This window comes from Streptococcus sp. Marseille-P7375, from assembly GCF_902460365.1.
GTDB classification, from domain to species: domain Bacteria; phylum Bacillota; class Bacilli; order Lactobacillales; family Streptococcaceae; genus Streptococcus; species Streptococcus cristatus_I.
The window spans coordinates 18,369-35,467 of the sequence record NZ_CABPTR010000005.1 but is presented as its reverse complement, the minus strand read 5'-3'; the positions used below and the strand labels follow the sequence as shown (position 1 = coordinate 35,467).

The following is a 17,099-nucleotide window of genomic DNA, read 5'->3' as shown; positions in this document are numbered from 1 at the left end:
AATGAAACTTGAAGAACAATTAATTAAGCTGAATAAGCAATTTTCTGATAAAGAAGAAGCTATCCGTTATTGCGGGAAAGTCCTTTATGAGGGGGGCTATGTTAATGAAGATTATATTGATGCTATGATTGAGCGAGATAAAGAATTATCTGTCTATATGGGGAACTTTATTGCGATTCCGCACGGAACAGATGTAGCTAAGAAGGATGTGCTTAAGTCTGGTATTACAGTTGTTCAGGTACCAACAGGAGTTGATTTTGGAACAGAAGATAATCCTCAAGTAGCAACTGTGCTTTTTGGAATTGCTGGTATTGGAAATGAACACTTAGAAATTATCCAGAAGATTTCAATCTTTTGTGCCGATGTAGACAATGTCATCAAGTTGGCAGATGCTCAGTCAGAAGAGGAAATATCTAGCCTACTAGACAGTGTTGAATAGTGATGTACTGATTACTAACGAATATATTTTTTAGAGCTGAATCAGTAAAGGAGAGAATCAATGAAGAATGCAGTACATTTTGGAGCTGGGAATATTGGCCGTGGTTTTATTGGTGAAATCTTATTTAAAAATGGTTTTCATATTGACTTTGTTGATGTAAATGATCGTATTATCCAAGTCTTAAATGAGAAAGGTAAGTACGAAATTGAAATTGCTAAGGAAGGGCAACCTCGCATTGAGATAACGAATGTGGCAGGGATTAACAGTAAGGAACATCCTGAGCAAGTTATTGAAGCGATTCAAAAGGCGGATATCATTACTACCGCAATCGGACCTAATATACTCCCTTTTATTGCTGAACTTCTAGCTAAGGGAATCGAAGCTCGACGGGCTGCAGGAAATACGCAAGCATTAGATGTTATGGCCTGTGAAAATATGATTGGCGGATCTCAATTTCTCTATCAAGAAGTCAAGAAATATTTAAGTCCGGAAGATTTGACATTTGCTGAGAACTACATAGGTTTTCCCAATGCTGCAGTAGACAGGATTGTTCCAGCACAAAGTCACGAAGATCCTCTTTTTGTTGTGGTCGAGCCCTTTAATGAATGGGTCGTAGAAACCAAGCGTCTTAAAAATCCAGATTTACATCTAGAATACGTGCATTATGAAGAAGATTTGGAACCTTTTATTGAGCGAAAACTTTTTTCAGTCAATTCTGGACATGCAACTTCAGCTTACATTGGTGCTCATTATGGTGCCAAGACAATTTTGGAAGCTCTCCAGAATCCTGATATCAAGTCTCAGATTGAAGCCGTTTTAGCTGAAATTCGCAGTCTCCTGGTTGCCAAATGGAACTTTGATAAAAAAGAATTGGAGAATTATCACAAGGTTATTATAGAACGTTTCGAAAATCCTTTCATAGTAGATGATATTAGCCGAGTAGCTCGTACTCCAATACGCAAATTAGGATACAATGAACGCTTTATTCGACCGATTCGTGAGCTGAAAGAACGCAAACTGTCCTATTATAACCTACTTAAAACAGTTGGTTATGTCTTTAACTACCGTGATGCGAATGATGAAGAAAGTATTAAACTAGAACAGCTTTTAACTAGTCAACCGATCAAAGACGTTGTTGTTCAAATTACAGGTTTAGACGATAAAGAATTGATTAATCAGATTGTAGAGCTGATATGAAGTTAATTAGTGCCCCCAAAATAAAATGATAGCTGATGATCTTTAGTTCATCAGCTATCATCTTATTGTTGTCAATTAATTTATATTTTATTTACAATTTTAGAGAGAGTATTGTGGCGCGTGGAGCCAAGGTGTTGACCATTGCGGAGGAAAATGTGGCTAAGGATGGAGACGATATTGTCTTGAGCCAAGTTCACCCTTATTTGTCACCAATCTCTATGGTGGTGCCAACTCAATTGATTGCTTATTTTGCAGCTAAGGGTAAGTAAGATCGAAGTAGAGGTCTTTTGATAAAGATTGCCTATCTCTCCCATAGAAAATATATATCTTGCCTTTCTAAAAATAGTAAGAAAAACAAGTTTTTCATGGAAAGCTGAAAAACCTTGGTAAAGCTAGCTTGAGCTAGCTTTTTTAATTTACTCTTATAAATATTTTTAATCGGGCTGATAGGAAATATATATTTGGAAAGCTCACTTTTCAGTGATATGATAATAGCAATCAAATTGAAAAGGAGCAAGTTATGTCTAAAAGAGAGTTGGTTTTAAAGGCCTTTAAGGGGGAAAAAGTTGACCGAGTGCCAGTTGGTTTCTGGCATCATTTTACCAGCGAGGATGAGTGGCTGGCTGGTTTTGGCAATCAGACTATTATTGAGAAAAATCTAGCAGGCCATCAAGCATTTCTATCAGAAGTCAAGCCAGACTTTGTCAAATTGATGAGCGATGGTTATTTTGCCTATCCGAATGAGCGCTTGAAAAAAGTTCAATCTATCAAGGACTTGGCAGGTATCGAGCCTTTAGGCGCCGACCATCCTTGGATCAGTGAGCAGGTGGAGCTGGTTCAAAAGATTAGGGCCGGCTTCACAGAGGACTTGGTTGCTATTTACAATATTTTTGCGCCAGTGACCTACTTCAAATGGCTGGTTGGCAAGGTTGCTGGAGGAGATGACATTATTGCAGATTTTCTAGCAGAAGATGCGGAAGTGACAAAGCGGGTGCTGGATGTGATTGCTCAAGATATTGCGGCTCTGACAGAACGCATTATCAAGGAAGCTGGTGCGGATGGAATTTACCTCAGCGTTCAGAGCATTCAGGATGCGCGGGTGTCGGCTGAAGACTATAAGGCTTTTATTGCTCCTAGTGAATTGGCGGTGCTGGAAGCAGCCAATGCAGCTGGCGGAGTAAATATTCTGCATATTTGTGGCTACGAAGGCGCGCGAAACGATGTTCATCTTTTCACCGATTATCCAGCTCAGGTTATTAACTGGGCAGTGGGACCAGAAGGCATCAGTTTGGCAGAAGGTCGCAAATTATTTGGCGGTCGGACCGTTCTAGGTGGCTTTGAAAATGGCAAGACTGGTCTGCTCTACACAGGTAGCCAAGAAGCTATTCAAAATGAAACCAAGCGCTTGATAGCAGAGGCTGGCAAGGATGCTTTGATTATCGGGGCTGACTGCACCATCCCAAGCGATATTGATCCAGAGCGGATTGGGTGGGTTCGCCAAGCAGCAAGTTTAGCATAAAAAGGAGAGGAAAGAATGAGTAAGAAAAAATGGATTATCGGTGGAGTAGCTGTGATTGCTATTGTTGCCGGAACTTATTTGGGACGGACCTTGACGGGGGCTTCATCCAGCAAGGCAAGTAGTTCGACATCAGGCAGTGACAAGGTCACGACTTTAAAAGTAGCTCATACGCAAAACTACGTTCCTTACGACTTTTTGGACGAAAAAGGCAAGTCAGATGGCTATGAAGTGGCTGTACTCAAGGCCATTGATGAAAAATTGCCAGATTATCAGTTCGAATATACTGGCACCAGTGACGAAGATCTTTTGATTGGTTTGGAATCTGGGAAATATGATATCGGAACCAAGGGAGCTTGGTACACGGAAGAGCGGGCTAAGAAGTTCATCATTCCAGAAAGTCCTATCGGAGCTAGTATCATCGGCTTCACCATTCGAAAAGCAGACGCAAATAAATTTAAAAATATTGATGATTTTGCCAAAGAAAAAGGGAAATTGGTGCCGATTTCACCACAGAATGCTCAATGGACAGTGATTGAAGAGTACAACAAAAAGCACAATGCTAGTCCAATTGAGTTGACCGCAGCAGAGTCTTTTCAGATATCGGATGCCTATGCTTGGGTCTTGGAAGGTCGCTATGATGCCTTCTTTGATATCAAATTGTCCTTTGAAAAAGCTGTCACAGACAAGGTAGGTTCCTATCATCAGTATGCGGACCAGTTGAGCTGGTTCCCTTATAAGGGTATCCCTACCTATCCACTCATTCATAAAGATAAAAAGAATGAAGAGTTTGCCAAAGCCTATGAAAAGGCTATTAAAGAGCTAGAAAAAGATGGGACACTCTCTAAATTATCGGAAAAATACTTTGGTGAAGATGTCTTTTCTTATGTAGATAAAGACTAAAAGCTGGAGAAAGGAGACCGTATGGTCGCTTATGATTTGTCCCGTGTTTTTGGCCTGCTGCCTGGTTTGTTACAGGCCTTGCCGACTACTTTATGGATTATGTTCGTGACGGTTTTAATTGGCTCCTTGCTAGGTGGTCTGTTGGCCTGGGCTCAGGTTGTGGAGGAGCCGACTTTTGCTGGTCTGGCTAGAGGATATATATTTATCCTTCGGTGTACACCGCCTATTGTCTTGCTCTTCTTGGTCTTCTATGGCATTCCAGAGTTTTTAAAATGGTGGTTGGGACTGGATATCAACAATTGGTCACGGACCGTATTTGTCATCATTACCATGATTCTGCTCTTTGCGGCCATGATTGCAGAAGTCTTCAAGGCAGCCTATCTTGCTGTTCCCAAGGGACAGACCGAGGCAGGACTCAGTATTGGCTTGACACCAGTGCAGACTTTTCTTCGGATTATTCTGCCACAAGCTTTTCGTATTGCCCTGCCCAATTTGACTACCGCCTTTCTTAATCTCATGCGGGATGCTGCGCTGGCCTATACGATTGGGGCAGTGGATGTTATGGGAGCGGGGCAAAATCTCATCAGCCGGAATCTGGGCAATTATTCCCTAGAAACCTATACAGCGGTGGCCTTGATTTACTGGGGGATTGCCCTAGTGGTTTCGCTAGCTTCCCAGCTTCTGGAAAAAAGTCTGACAGTCAAGGAGAGGTAAAGCATGGATTTGAATTATATTGTAAATACCTTTCTGGTTACTTTGAAAGGCATACCGGTAACCCTAATTATTATGGTGGTGGCTATTCTACTCAGCTTTATTCCGGCTCTGCTTCTAGCTCTGGGGCAGATTTATAAAGTTCGAGGTGTGCGGACCTTTTCGGTGGTTTATCTGGCCTTCATTCGGGCAACGCCGCCCATTTTACTTATCCTCTTTTTCTACAGTCTATTTCCTAGCTTGCTGAATCAATTTTTCAAAAGTCTAGGCAGTCAGGTAGATGTCTTTAAGTTCAATCCGCTTTACTATGCTTTCATCATTTATAGTTTGATGACAACAGGGAGTTTATCGGAAATCTTGCGCTCTGCTATTTTGACAGTGGATAAAGGACAGTTAGAAGCAGCTCAGGCGATTGGGTTAACGAATTTTCAAGCTTATCGGAGGATTGTTTTTCCTCAGGCTCTGCGTTCTGCCCTGCCCAATCTCGCCAATCTGGTTATCAATTTGGTTAAGGGGACCTCACTGGTATTTGTCATGACGGTCAAGGATATTACAGCTTTGGCTAAGGTCGAAGCCTCTCATTCTTACCAGTATTCAGAGTCTTACTTAGTAATTTTTGTTATTTATCTCATTATCTGTGGCTTGATTCAGTGGATGTTTAGGGGCTTGGAAAAGCGCTACGCTCTTGCTTAGGAAGGAAAGATTATGTTAGAAGTAAAACATATCTCCAAACGATTTGGAGAGCAACAGGTGCTGGCAGATGTCAGTCTCAGGGTCAATCAAGGCGACGTTGTGGTAATTCTTGGTCCCTCAGGCTCTGGGAAAACAACCTTTCTGCGCTGTCTGAATCACTTAGAAAAAGCGGATGGCGGCCAGCTGACTTTGGCTGGTAAGGACTATGATTTGGCTAAACTTAGCAAAAAGGAGATTTTGGAAATTCGTAGAAAGACAGCCTTTGTCTTCCAACATTATAATCTCTTTGCCAATAAAACAGCCCTTGAAAATATCTTAGAGGGCTTAGTGATCGCTCGTAAGATACCGAGGGAAGAAGCGCTTGAGATTGCGGAAGATGCCTTGAAGCGCGTTGGACTTTTAGCTTACAAGGACTATTATCCTTCTCAGCTATCGGGCGGCCAGCAGCAGCGGATTGGGATTGCCCGCGCCATTGCTGTCAAGCCAGATGTCATCCTGCTGGATGAACCAACTTCGGCTCTAGATCCGGAACTAGTCGGTGAAGTTCTCAGTGTCATGAAACAGCTGGCTCAGGAGGGAGTGACCATGGTCGTTGTGACCCACGAGATGAGCTTTGCCCGTGATGTGGCCAACCATGTCATTTTTATGGACGGAGGTCACATCATCGAAGAAAATCCTCCGCAGGAATTCTTCACTAGTCCCAAAGAAGAGCGAACTAAGCAGTTTCTGTCCCGCATTCTGTCGGATGCCAGTTATAGTGTAGAGTATATGATTTAACTTGTATCAAAATAGAGAAACTTTCTCCATATTTTAGTGTGGAGGAAGTTTTTTGACTTTTAAAAAATTATGTAAATTTTTTATTAAAACCTATTGACAAGGGGGTAAAAAGGATGTATAATTACAACTGTAAACAAAAAGTTTACACAGAATTTATTCAGAAGATGAGGATATAGCCAGTAGGCGATTATTTTTGGGAGGATTAAAAATTATGTAACATCAATTCTTCTGAAATAGATCTAACTCATCCATAAAGTAAGAGACTGAAGGAGTCTTAATTTTTGGAAATAGAATAAGTTATGTAAAATAATAGATAGGAGAAGATCTCCGATATGAACATAAATGTACAGTAGGTAAGAAAGAGATTTCTTATCTGAAACTTTAGCAAATGAAAAAATGATATAAAACGTATAAAAAGTGAGGAAAAATGATGAACAACAATTACAACAATTTTAACAGTATGGACGACCTTTTCAACCAACTCATGGGGCGCATGGGTGGCTACAACAGCGAACATCGACGCTACTTGATCAATGGTAGGGAGGTCACACCGGAAGAGTTTGCTCAGTACCGAGCTACTGGCAAGCTTCCTGGTCAGGTGGTTGGCGAACAGGATGTGCAAGCTGGAGCGCATGGGCCTAAGCAAGATGGCATCCTGGCTAAGCTAGGTCGCAATCTGACTCAAGAAGCGCGTGATGGTAAGCTGGATCCAGTCATTGGACGCAATAAGGAAATCCAAGAAACAGCTGAAATCCTTTCCCGCCGTACTAAGAATAATCCAGTTCTGGTCGGTGATGCCGGAGTTGGTAAGACAGCTGTCGTAGAAGGATTGGCTCAGGCTATCGTCAATGGTGATGTGCCAGCGGCCATCAAGAACAAGGAAATTATTTCTGTTGATATTTCTGGCTTGGAAGCTGGTACCCAGTATCGTGGTAGCTTTGAAGAAAATATCCAAAACTTGGTCAATGAAGTTAAGGAAGCCGGCAATGTTATCCTCTTCTTTGATGAAATCCATCAAATTCTGGGAGCAGGTAGCACAGGAGGAGATAGCGGTTCTAAGGGCTTGGCGGATATTCTCAAACCAGCGCTTTCTCGTGGGGAGTTGACCGTTATCGGGGCTACTACTCAAGACGAGTACCGCAATACTATCCTTAAAAATGCAGCTTTGGCTCGCCGTTTCAATGAAGTCAAGGTCAATGCGCCGTCTGCTGAAGATACCTATCAGATCCTTCGAGGTATTCGGGACCTGTATGAAAAGCATCACAATGTCATCCTGCCGGATGAAGTGCTGAAAGCAGCTGTGGACTACTCTGTTCAGTATATTCCACAACGGAGCCTGCCAGACAAGGCCATTGACCTGGTCGATGTGACTGCTGCCCACTTGGCAGCTCAACATCCAGTGACTGATGTTCATGCAGTTGAGCATGAGATTGCTGAGCAGAAGGCTAAGCAGGAAACAGCTGTTGAAAAAGAAGACTATGAAGCAGCTCTGAATGCCAAGACTCGCATTGAAGAGCTGGAAAAGAAAATTCAAAACCACACTGAGGATATGAAGGTGACAGCTACAGTCAACGACGTAGCAGAATCTGTTGAACGGATGACGGGTGTGCCCGTATCTCAAATGGGTGCTAGTGATATTGAGCGCCTCAAGGGCATGAATGACCGTCTCAAAGCTAAAGTAATCGGCCAAGACAAGGCTGTAGAAGCTGTGGCTAGAGCTATCCGCCGTAACCGTGCAGGTTTTGATGAAGGCAACCGTCCAATCGGAAGCTTCCTCTTTGTTGGTCCGACAGGTGTCGGAAAGACTGAGCTTGCTAAACAACTGGCTCTAGATATGTTCGGCACCAAGGAAGCTATCATCCGTCTGGATATGTCTGAATACTCCGACCGGACTGCTGTTTCCAAGCTGATTGGTACCACTGCAGGATATGTTGGCTATGATGACAACAACAATACTTTGACCGAGCGTGTGCGCCGCAATCCTTACTCTATCATCCTCTTGGATGAGATTGAAAAGGCGGATCCACAAGTGATTACCCTTCTCCTTCAAGTTCTGGATGACGGTCGTTTGACGGATGGTCAAGGGAATACAGTCAATTTTAAGAACACGGTCATCATTGCGACTTCCAATGCAGGCTTTGGCTACGAAGCAGGCTTGGAAGAGCATGCTGAAAAGCCTGATTTGATGGATCGACTCAAAGCTTATTTCCGTCCAGAATTCCTCAATCGTTTCAATGCAGTCATCGAGTTCTCTCATCTCAAGAAAGAAGACCTGATGGAGATTGTGAATCTCATGTTGATTGAAGTAAATCAAACCTTGAGCAAGAAAGAAATTGATCTGGCTGTATCTGATGCAGCTAAGGAATTCCTGCGCGATGCTGGTTATGACCAAGTCATGGGTGTTCGTCCACTCCGCCGTGTCATTGAGCAGCAAATTCGTGACAAGGTGACTGACTTCCACTTGGATAATCTAGATGCTAAGCACCTGACTGCAGATATGGAAGATGGAACCTTGGTGATTCGTGAAAAATCAGCAGAATAAGCACCGATCAATCTCAAAATCTCGTAAAACGAACAGATATTTAGTCTGTTCGTTTTTTTTATTAATCATATTCAGATAAAAAATCTCCAATCAGTTGACTGGAGATTTTCTTATTTTTTTCGATATTGACTGGGTGTCATTTGATAGTATTTCTTAAATTGCCGGTTGAAATTAGAAAGGTTATTAAAACCAGACTGGCTTGAGATTTCTAGAACTGACAGAGTAGAGTGCTGGAGGAGCTCGGCAGCCTTGCGCAGGCGGAATTGAATCAGATATTCAATGCAAGAAACACCCAGATGTTTTTTGAAGAAATTCATGAAGTGCGTTGGACTGTAGCCGCAGATGCCAGACAGCTGATCAATAGAGAGTTCTTCCTGATAATGCTCATTGATATAGTCGATGATGGAGCGGATTTTCTCTTCCTTGCGGTAGCCTTCGGCAGATAGCTCCTTGGAGACGATATAGCCGTTTTCAAAAAGCAAGTAGAAGAGCTGATTGAGCTGGGCCTTGAGCTGGAATTCATAGTATTTCTTTTGGCAATAACCCGTTTCCATAGTAGCCAGCAGGCATTGACGAATTTCCTCATAGGCTTGGTCAGTCGGCTTGATGACATGGACAAAGTCCAGTTGACCATTGTAGAGAGGCTGTAGATAGTGGATACTGGCATGGTCCATGGCTGAATAGCCCATTAAATCCAAATGAAAGTTGATGGCATCCATGTAGTGGCGCTGCTGCTCAATCGGATGAATGGAGTGGAGGGCATTGGGACGAATCAGGACAATATCGCCCTTGTGGCTGTTAAAATAATGATCGTCGATATGAAATTGGGCACTTCCTTCGTGAACGTAAATGATTTCAACATCAGTGTGCCAGTGGAAGAGGATGTCAGGCTGGCCGTTTTCCGTAATGGTCCGCGTCAGAGAATAGGGGGTCCCTTGATTCTTATATTCAGTAGTCTTGTGCAATTGACCCAAATCCATCATGTTACCCTCCTTCGTAGAATACTATCAATTTTTTAAAGTAATTAGATTGGAAAATGTGTTTGCCAACTATTATAATATAATTAAAAAGAAAATGAAAGTAGGAAAATAAAGAGGAGAAAATTTTCTGAAAGTCTAGTTTAGGCTGGCAGCGTGGACGAACCATTTAAGAATTTTTGGCTACCATCCAGCTCCTTATAGAATAAGAAAAGTGTGGAATCCATGGCTCTTTTGAGCTCATGTTGCTTCCACACTTTTTATTGTGCTGTTCTATCTAGCGGCCTTCTGTTCTTTATTTTTGTGAAGGATAAAGGAGTTTGAAAAACTCAGGCTTGCTAGTACAAAAAGAAGAAGGGTTGTTGCTGGATAGCTAAGGGAGATATGATTGGTTTTGATGATAAAGAGAAGGGCAAAGGCAAGAATGGCAAAGAAAATGCTGAGGCTCCAAGTCATTCGGCGACTGAATAAATGCTGCTCAAAGAGCAGAGGAATGAGGAGACAGCCTAGAAGAAGGCTCGTTGGGAAAACGACATACTCGGCAGAAAAAATCGTCAAGATGCTCAGGGTGACAAAAAGACAGCTAAGCACATGATGGGTATAGTTGAGCCAATTTATTTTCATTGGAAAACCTCCTTTTGATGATTGTTTGGATACGGTTGATGGTGTAAACACCACACTTTCACACCTTTATTATAAGTCTTTAAAAGTAAAAAGCAAGCGATTACAATCGTATTTACTCAGTCTATCAATCTTTTTCATTACTCTGAATTATCAGATATTTTCAAGCTTTCTGGGACTTCTTTTTCTTTCAAAAAATAGATTTTTTCGGTATAATAGTCAAAGATAGTCAATGTTAGAGAAGACTTGAATGCTTATTTTTAGATATAACAGATAGAAAGGTATATCATGGGCATCAAAAATACCTCGGATAGTATAGAAGAATACATCAAAAGAATTTTGGCGCAGGCGGGCATGGTCGAGCTGAAGCGCAGTGAGTTAGCTGATGTTTTTCAGGTAGTTCCGAGTCAGATCAATTATGTGATTAAGACACGCTTTACAGAGAGTCGGGGCTATATCGTGGAGAGCAAGCGCGGTGGCGGTGGCTATATCAGGATTGGTAAGATTGAATTTTCCGATCGGCACCAGATGCTGTCTGATTTGTTGACCAATGTTGGTGAGTCGCTCAGCCAGCCAGTTTTTTCAGATATTTTGCAGCTGCTCTTTGATGAAAAAATTATCAGCCAGCGTGAAGGAGATCTGCTCTTAGCGAGCGCCAGCGATGCTGTCTTGGGGACAGATGCTCCGAGGATTCGAGCCAGAATGTTACGGAAAATTTTGCAGCAATTAGATAGAAAAGGAAATTAAGAATATGAATTATTCAAAAGCTTTAGTAGAAAGCTTAGAAGCGGCTCAGCTCTTAGCTGGTCATTTTGCTACAGATTATTTAGAATCGTGGCAAGTGTTGATGGCTCTGGCTAATAATCCCTACAGCGTGGCAGGCTCGGCTCTAAATGAATTCCCTATTGAAGTGGATAAACTGGAAGAAGCGGCCTTTGACATTACTGGAAAAGAGTACCGAAAAAAGGGTGGTTTTGACTTATTGCCTTTCTCTCACCGTTTGGAGGAGCTCTTTGCTCAAGCAGGGCAGATTGCGGAAGCCGTCCATGCTAAAAACTTAGGAACAGAGCACCTGCTCCTAGCTATGCTATTTGACCGTGGCACCTTGGCAGCTCGTGTGTTAGAAGCTGCAGGTTTTAGCTATGATGATAAGAGTACAGTCCCTCGATTTAGCGATTTGCGAAAGGCTTTAGAGCAGCGTGCTGGCTGGGGTAGAGAGGAAATCAAGTCGATCCGCTCGCTAAATAAAAACACGGCCTCTGCCAAACAAACCATGGCAAATATGATGGGCATGCCTCCTTCAACAAGTGGTGGTCTGGAAGATTATACTCGGGATTTGACAGAGCTGGCTCGGGCTGGTCGTCTGGAACCAGTCATCGGGCGGGATGAAGAGATTTCTCGGATGATTCAGATCCTCAGCCGCAAGACAAAGAATAATCCATTACTTGTCGGTGATGCGGGGGTTGGTAAAACGGCTTTGGCACTGGGCTTGGCTCAACGTGTGGCAGCTGGTCAGGTTCCAGCAGAACTTGCCAAGATGCGCGTCTTGGAACTAGACTTGATGAATGTCGTTGCTGGGACTCGTTTCCGCGGAGACTTTGAAGAGCGGATGAACAATATCATCAATGACATCGAAGAAGACGGCCATGTCATCCTCTTTATCGATGAGCTGCATACCATCATGGGCTCTGGCAGCGGGATTGATTCGACCTTGGATGCGGCCAATATCCTGAAACCTGCTCTGGCTCGGGGAACCTTGCGGACAGTTGGTGCTACGACGCAGGAAGAGTACCAGAAGCATATCGAAAAAGACGCTGCTCTGTCTCGGCGTTTTGCCAAGGTCACTATTGAAGAACCTACTGTGGCCGACAGCATTGCTATTCTGCAGGGTCTGAGAAAGAGCTATGAGGATCACCACAAGGTGCAGATTAGTGATCAGGCCATTGAAACAGCGGTCAAGTATGCACATCGCTATCTGACCAGCAAGCATCTGCCAGACTCTGCTATTGACCTTTTGGATGAAGCCAGTGCAACTGTACAAAATAAAGGACCGCAGAATTATAAACAGTCGGATTTGACACCTGTGGATCAGGCTTTGATGGCTGGAAAATTGAAAAAAGTCGGGCAGCTACTGGCAAAAGAGCAGGAGTCAACTGTTTACAAGCTGAAAGTGGAAGCAGGGGATATCTTAGAGACTCTCAGTCGCTTGTCAGGTATTCCTGTGCAGAAATTAACTCAGACAGATGCCAAAAAATATCTCAATTTGGAAAAAGAACTACACAAACGAGTTATCGGGCAGGATGCGGCAGTTTCGGCTGTCAGCCGAGCTATTCGTCGCAATCAATCGGGCATCCGCACCGGCAAACGCCCCATTGGTTCCTTTATGTTCTTAGGGCCAACGGGTGTCGGGAAGACAGAGCTAGCTAAGGCCTTGGCAGAAGTTCTCTTTGATGATGAATCCGCCCTGATTCGCTTTGACATGAGTGAATATATGGAGAAATTCGCAGCGAGTCGTCTCAACGGGGCGCCTCCGGGCTATGTAGGCTATGAAGAAGGCGGCGAGTTGACGGAGAAGGTTCGCAACCGTCTATATTCAGTTCTTCTCTTTGACGAGGTAGAAAAGGCTCATCCAGACATTTTCAATGTCCTCTTGCAGGTCTTGGATGATGGTCAGCTGACCGATAGCAAGGGCCGCAAGGTGGACTTCTCCAATACCATCATTATCATGACCAGCAATCTGGGGGCAACGGCCCTGCGGGATGATAAGACGGTTGGTTTTGGGGCGCGTGATATCCGCTTTGATCAGGCCAATATGGAAAAACGCATTCTGGAAGAGTTGAAAAAGACCTACAGGCCTGAATTTATCAACCGGATTGACGAAAAGGTGGTCTTCCACAGTCTGTCTGCTGAGGATATGCAGGAAGTGGTCAAGATTATGGTGCAACCGTTGATTAGGAGTCTGGCAGAGCAAGGCATCGTGCTTAAATTCCAAGCTAGTGCCTTGAGATTGCTGGCTCAGGAAGGTTACGATCCAGAAATGGGAGCGCGGCCGCTGCGCCGTACCCTGCAGACGCAGGTGGAAGACAAGCTGTCTGAGTTGCTCCTGACTGGAGATTTGGCAGCTGGTCAAACTCTCAAAGTTGGTGTCAAAGGTGGCCAACTCAAATTTGAAATGGCTTAGGGAGGATGTGTGCAATGGAAATTCGTGTGATGACAGAAAAGGATTATGCCTCTGTTTACCAGCTGTGGCTCTCTTGCGCTGGTATGGGGCTCAATAACTTAGATGACTCTGAAGAAGGGATTGCCCGCTTTTTGAAGCGCAATCCTGAGACCTGTCTGGTTGCCTTGGAAGGGGAGAGCTTTATAGGTGCTATTCTAGTTGGCACAGATGGACGTAGAGCGTACATTTATCATACAGCTGTCCATCCATATTTTCGTAGAAAAGGAGTAGGCAAAGCTCTGGTCGAACAGGCCTTGTCAGCAGTGAAAAGACTTGGTATCCATAAAGTATCGCTGGTCGTTTTTGAAAGAAATGAACTGGGCAACCGTTTTTGGCAGGAACTGGGATTTTCAGTTAGAAATGATCTGCTTTACCGAGATCAAGGGCTAACGGAGATGATTCGACAGGATACATAAAAAAGCTGATTCACTTGGCATTCTTGCTAGGCTAATCAGAACCGTGTTATCATACTGAAGAATATCGTTTAGAAAGGCAGAAACTGTGTCTCTTCGTTATCTTGCTCGAATAGCTCTTCTGGCGGCTGTCTGCGTCGTGCTTCGTTATGCTTTTGCTGGTCTGCCCAATATCAAGCCGATTACAGCGCTGTATTTTCTCTTGGTGGATTTTGAGGACTTGAAGGGCTCTCTTCTAGTCATGTCTATCAGTATCTTTGTATCTTCTTTCCTCTTTGGAATGGGACCATGGGTTCTTTTCCAGATCTTATCCTTTACGGTGGTTATTTTCCTATGGTACCTACTGTATCGGCGACTAGGCTTGTTTGGCCAGAGTATGTTGGCCTTGCTTTTAGCCTTTAGCTATGGTCTTGTGATTGATGGTATCACAGCCTTGCTTTATCAAATGCCTTGGTGGACCTATGTGGCAGCGGGAGTGGGCTTCAATCTAGCCCACGCCTGGTCCACGATGCTCTTCTATCCTATTTTGTATTTTATTTTAAGGAGACTTTATCATGAAAAAAATCTTTAGCTTACTTACGCTTGCCTTTGCTCTCTTCTTAGTGGGTTGTAGCAATAGCCAAACAAAAACTGATACCAGCTCTAGTTCGGCTACTTCTTCCGTCAAAAAAGAACTGAAAATCAGCATCAGTATTGCACCAGAAGGTCAGGAGAAGAGCGAGAAAACGGTGGCTGTTGAAGAAGGAAAAACAGCGATGGATGCTTTGAAGAAGGCCTATAAGGTCGAAGAAAAAGAAGGTTTTATCACTTCGATTGATGGACATGCTCAGGATGAAGCAAAAGGTCTCTACTGGATGTTTAAGGTCAATGGAGAAATGGCTCCTAAGGGCGCCAATCAAATCACGCTCAAGGATGGAGACAAGCTAGAATTCTACCAAGAAGTCTATCAGCGATAAATCTTGTAGAATAAGAATCTGATGCTTAAAGCATTAGGTTCTTTTTTGTGCCCTTGATGCAGTTTTAAAGTGTCTGAAAAATATTTTTATAAAATTTTATAAAAACCTATTGACAAAAGAAAAATATAGTTTATAATAGAACCATAGAAAGAATAAAATATAAAAAATAATAAAAAGGGGAGATTATGAAAAAACAAATTGCAATCGTCTTTGGAACCTTTGCTCCCTTGCATCAGGGGCATATCGACTTGATACAGAAGGCTAAGCGTTCTTACGACAAGGTGCGCGTGGTGGTTTCTGGCTATCAGGGAGACCGTGGCGAGGAAGTAGGTCTATCTCTGCAGAAGCGATTCCGTTATACGCGTGAGACCTTCGCAGATGATGAGTTAACACAGGTTTATAAGCTAGATGAAACTTCCTTTCCCCGCTATCCTCTGGGTTGGGACAAGTGGCTGTCAGCTCTATTAGAGTTGGTGGGCTATGATGCAGAACGGGAGGAACTGATTTTCTTTGTCGGAGAGGCTGACTATCAGGAGGAGTTAGAAAAGCGTGATTTCAAAACGTCCTTGCAGGAGCGACAGTTTGGGATTTCAGCAACGATGATTCGGGAAAATCCTAGTCGTTATTGGAAATATATGGCCCAACCTTTCCGCCGTCACTTTACCAAGAAAGTGCTGATTATGGGTAGTGCCAGCAATGGTAAAACGACCTTGGCTAAGGATTTGGCTCGCTACTATGATGCTCCGGTTAGTCTGGAATATGCTCGAGAATACCAGATTCAAAATAACGTGCGAGACGATGAACTGACCCCTAAAGACTACTATTATTTGCTCTTGGGACAATATGCTCAGACTTCCCACTTGATTGATAGCAGCGCCAACCGCGGTCTGGTCGTGGCTGATACAAATTCGCTGGTAACCAAGGCTTACTATGATTACTATCTGAAAGAAAGTCCGGTTCAGGACGAGGAAACAGATACTTTTGACAATCTCTTTGCCAGTATTTTGTCCAAGGAAAAATGGGATTTGATTCTCTTTGCTGAGCCGGTCGGAGCCTATGTCAACGATGGTTTTCGTGATATGGGCATGGCAGACGAGGCTATCCGCAGTGATTTTTCTAGCTATTTGAAAAAGCTGAAAGAGCAGTGTTTGGCTCATATTCCGACGGTTTATCTGGCTGGCAGTTATTTTGATAATTATCAGGCGGCTAAAGAAGCGATTAACAAGATTTATCAAGCAGATTAAAAAAGAAAGTGGTAAAATAGAATGGTAGTAAAAAATCAAAAACTCTCTCCTGCAGCTCTCTCCGCAGGACTAAAACAAAAATCGCAAACCTTTGCTCGGAATTTCCAGAATGTCTGTGCAGCAGCAAAAGAACAGGGCTTTAGCGGTATCGCCAAATTGCTCTGGCAGGATTTATTTGGCGGGCGCAGCTTGTCGCAATGGCTCTACTTGATCGCTCTTTCCAGTCTGCCTTTCGTTCTGGAGTTCACCAGTGGTCAAGAGCAGCATGACTGGCTGGGACTCTTTGCTTCTTGGACAGGCATCGTCTGCGTCATCTTAGTAGCTGAGGGGCGGGCCAGCAATTACCTCTTTGGAGCTGTTAATTCGGCGATTTATCTCATTTTGTCCTTTCAGGCTAGCTTTTATGGAGAAGTGCTGACTACGGTTTACTTCTTTATCATGCAGCCGATTGGCCTTTATACTTGGCTGTCCAATCGGGTCAATGAACAAGATAAGGAAGAGCCATCTCATTTCGAAGCTAAGAAGTTAGACTGGCATGGCTGGCTTAAATATTTGGCCTTGACGGCTTTGATTTGGATTGGTATGGGCTTTGCTTATAAGAGCATTCACAGTCACCGGCCTTTCCGTGATAGCGTGACAGATGCGACCAATGGTATCGGCCAGCTTCTCATGACGGGGCTCTATCGCGAGCAGTGGATTTTCTGGATTGCGACCAATCTCTTCAGTATCTATCTCTGGTGGGGTAGCAACCTCCATATCCAGGCTATGTACTGGGTTTATACCCTCAATAGTATCGTTGGCTGGTATCAGTGGACCAAGGCAGTGAAGAAAGCTTAGAGTAAGATTTGAGATTTTTTGATAGAAAATAGCTTAGGAAAGGAAGAAAAACT

Annotated in this window: 17 protein-coding genes and 1 pseudogene; 16 read left to right on the top strand and 2 right to left on the bottom strand. The window is 43.5% G+C overall.

The window, feature by feature from the left end; genetic code table 11:
- Nucleotide 1: 1 nt before the first annotated feature.
- From FZ954_RS09940 to FZ954_RS09895, 9 genes and pseudogenes are all read left to right on the top strand, one after another.
- Complete coding sequence (locus FZ954_RS09940) at nt 2–439, top strand: PTS sugar transporter subunit IIA (protein WP_148878257.1); 438 nt, start codon at nt 2–4, stop codon at nt 437–439.
- Between the two features lie 60 nt (nt 440–499).
- Entirely contained in the window at nt 500–1,636 is a 1,137-nt protein-coding gene (locus FZ954_RS09935) for a mannitol-1-phosphate 5-dehydrogenase (RefSeq protein WP_148878256.1), read from the top strand.
- 104 nt (nt 1,637–1,740) lie between these two features.
- Nucleotides 1,741–1,905, top strand: a pseudogene (locus FZ954_RS09930) (SIS domain protein); the annotation flags it as partial.
- Nucleotides 1,906–2,156: 251 nt separating this feature from the next.
- Entirely contained in the window at nt 2,157–3,155 is a 999-nt protein-coding gene (locus FZ954_RS09920; protein ID WP_148878254.1) for a uroporphyrinogen decarboxylase family protein, read from the top strand.
- Nucleotides 3,156–3,170: 15 nt separating this feature from the next.
- Nucleotides 3,171–4,055 (top strand): transporter substrate-binding domain-containing protein, encoded by an 885-nt coding sequence (locus FZ954_RS09915; RefSeq protein ID WP_148878253.1) that lies wholly within the window; start codon nt 3,171–3,173, stop codon nt 4,053–4,055.
- Nucleotides 4,056–4,076: 21 nt separating this feature from the next.
- Nucleotides 4,077–4,769 carry an amino acid ABC transporter permease gene (locus tag FZ954_RS09910; protein WP_005591156.1) on the top strand — a complete coding sequence of 231 codons (693 nt, stop codon included), beginning with the start codon at nt 4,077–4,079 and terminating at the stop codon, nt 4,767–4,769.
- Between the two features lie 3 nt (nt 4,770–4,772).
- Entirely contained in the window at nt 4,773–5,459 is a 687-nt protein-coding gene (locus FZ954_RS09905; RefSeq protein ID WP_125387943.1) for an amino acid ABC transporter permease, read from the top strand.
- A 12-nt stretch (nt 5,460–5,471) separates the two neighbouring features.
- A complete protein-coding gene (locus FZ954_RS09900) occupies nt 5,472–6,236 on the top strand; it encodes an amino acid ABC transporter ATP-binding protein (RefSeq protein WP_148878252.1) in 765 nt (254 codons plus the stop codon).
- A 430-nt stretch (nt 6,237–6,666) separates the two neighbouring features.
- Nucleotides 6,667–8,778: an ATP-dependent Clp protease ATP-binding subunit gene (locus FZ954_RS09895; RefSeq protein ID WP_148878251.1), complete on the top strand. Its 2,112-nt coding sequence runs from the start codon at nt 6,667–6,669 to the stop codon at nt 8,776–8,778.
- 110 nt (nt 8,779–8,888) lie between these two features.
- Here the strand turns inward: FZ954_RS09895 and FZ954_RS09890 are convergent, their stop codons facing one another.
- Both FZ954_RS09890 and FZ954_RS09885 read right to left on the bottom strand, forming a co-directional pair.
- Nucleotides 8,889–9,761 carry an AraC family transcriptional regulator gene (locus FZ954_RS09890; protein ID WP_148878250.1) on the bottom strand — a complete coding sequence of 291 codons (873 nt, stop codon included), beginning with the start codon at nt 9,759–9,761 and terminating at the stop codon, nt 8,889–8,891.
- A 267-nt stretch (nt 9,762–10,028) separates the two neighbouring features.
- Nucleotides 10,029–10,379 carry a hypothetical protein gene (locus tag FZ954_RS09885; protein ID WP_148878249.1) on the bottom strand — a complete coding sequence of 117 codons (351 nt, stop codon included), beginning with the start codon at nt 10,377–10,379 and terminating at the stop codon, nt 10,029–10,031.
- Between the two features lie 285 nt (nt 10,380–10,664).
- Between FZ954_RS09885 and FZ954_RS09880 the strand changes: the two genes are divergently transcribed.
- The 7 genes from FZ954_RS09880 to pnuC all read left to right on the top strand — a co-directional run bounded on the left by FZ954_RS09880 (nt 10,665) and on the right by pnuC (nt 17,046).
- On the top strand, nt 10,665–11,123 hold the full coding sequence (locus FZ954_RS09880; RefSeq protein ID WP_148878248.1) for a CtsR family transcriptional regulator: 459 nt from the start codon (nt 10,665–10,667) through the stop codon (nt 11,121–11,123).
- Between the two features lie 4 nt (nt 11,124–11,127).
- Nucleotides 11,128–13,557, top strand: coding sequence for an ATP-dependent Clp protease ATP-binding subunit (locus FZ954_RS09875; RefSeq protein WP_148878247.1), 2,430 nt, complete (start codon nt 11,128–11,130; stop codon nt 13,555–13,557).
- Between the two features lie 14 nt (nt 13,558–13,571).
- Nucleotides 13,572–14,012 carry a GNAT family N-acetyltransferase gene (locus tag FZ954_RS09870; protein WP_148878246.1) on the top strand — a complete coding sequence of 147 codons (441 nt, stop codon included), beginning with the start codon at nt 13,572–13,574 and terminating at the stop codon, nt 14,010–14,012.
- 85 nt (nt 14,013–14,097) lie between these two features.
- On the top strand, nt 14,098–14,580 hold the full coding sequence (locus FZ954_RS09865) for an ECF transporter S component (RefSeq protein WP_125383462.1): 483 nt from the start codon (nt 14,098–14,100) through the stop codon (nt 14,578–14,580).
- Entirely contained in the window at nt 14,564–14,965 is a 402-nt protein-coding gene (locus tag FZ954_RS09860) for a DUF4430 domain-containing protein (RefSeq protein ID WP_125407362.1), read from the top strand. Before FZ954_RS09865 ends, FZ954_RS09860 begins: the two co-directional genes overlap by 17 nt.
- A gap of 185 nt (nt 14,966–15,150) precedes the next feature.
- Entirely contained in the window at nt 15,151–16,209 is a 1,059-nt protein-coding gene (locus FZ954_RS09855; RefSeq protein WP_148878245.1) for an AAA family ATPase, read from the top strand.
- A 21-nt stretch (nt 16,210–16,230) separates the two neighbouring features.
- Nucleotides 16,231–17,046 (top strand): nicotinamide riboside transporter PnuC, encoded by an 816-nt coding sequence (gene pnuC, locus FZ954_RS09850; protein ID WP_148878244.1) that lies wholly within the window; start codon nt 16,231–16,233, stop codon nt 17,044–17,046.
- Nucleotides 17,047–17,099: the final 53 nt, after the last annotated feature.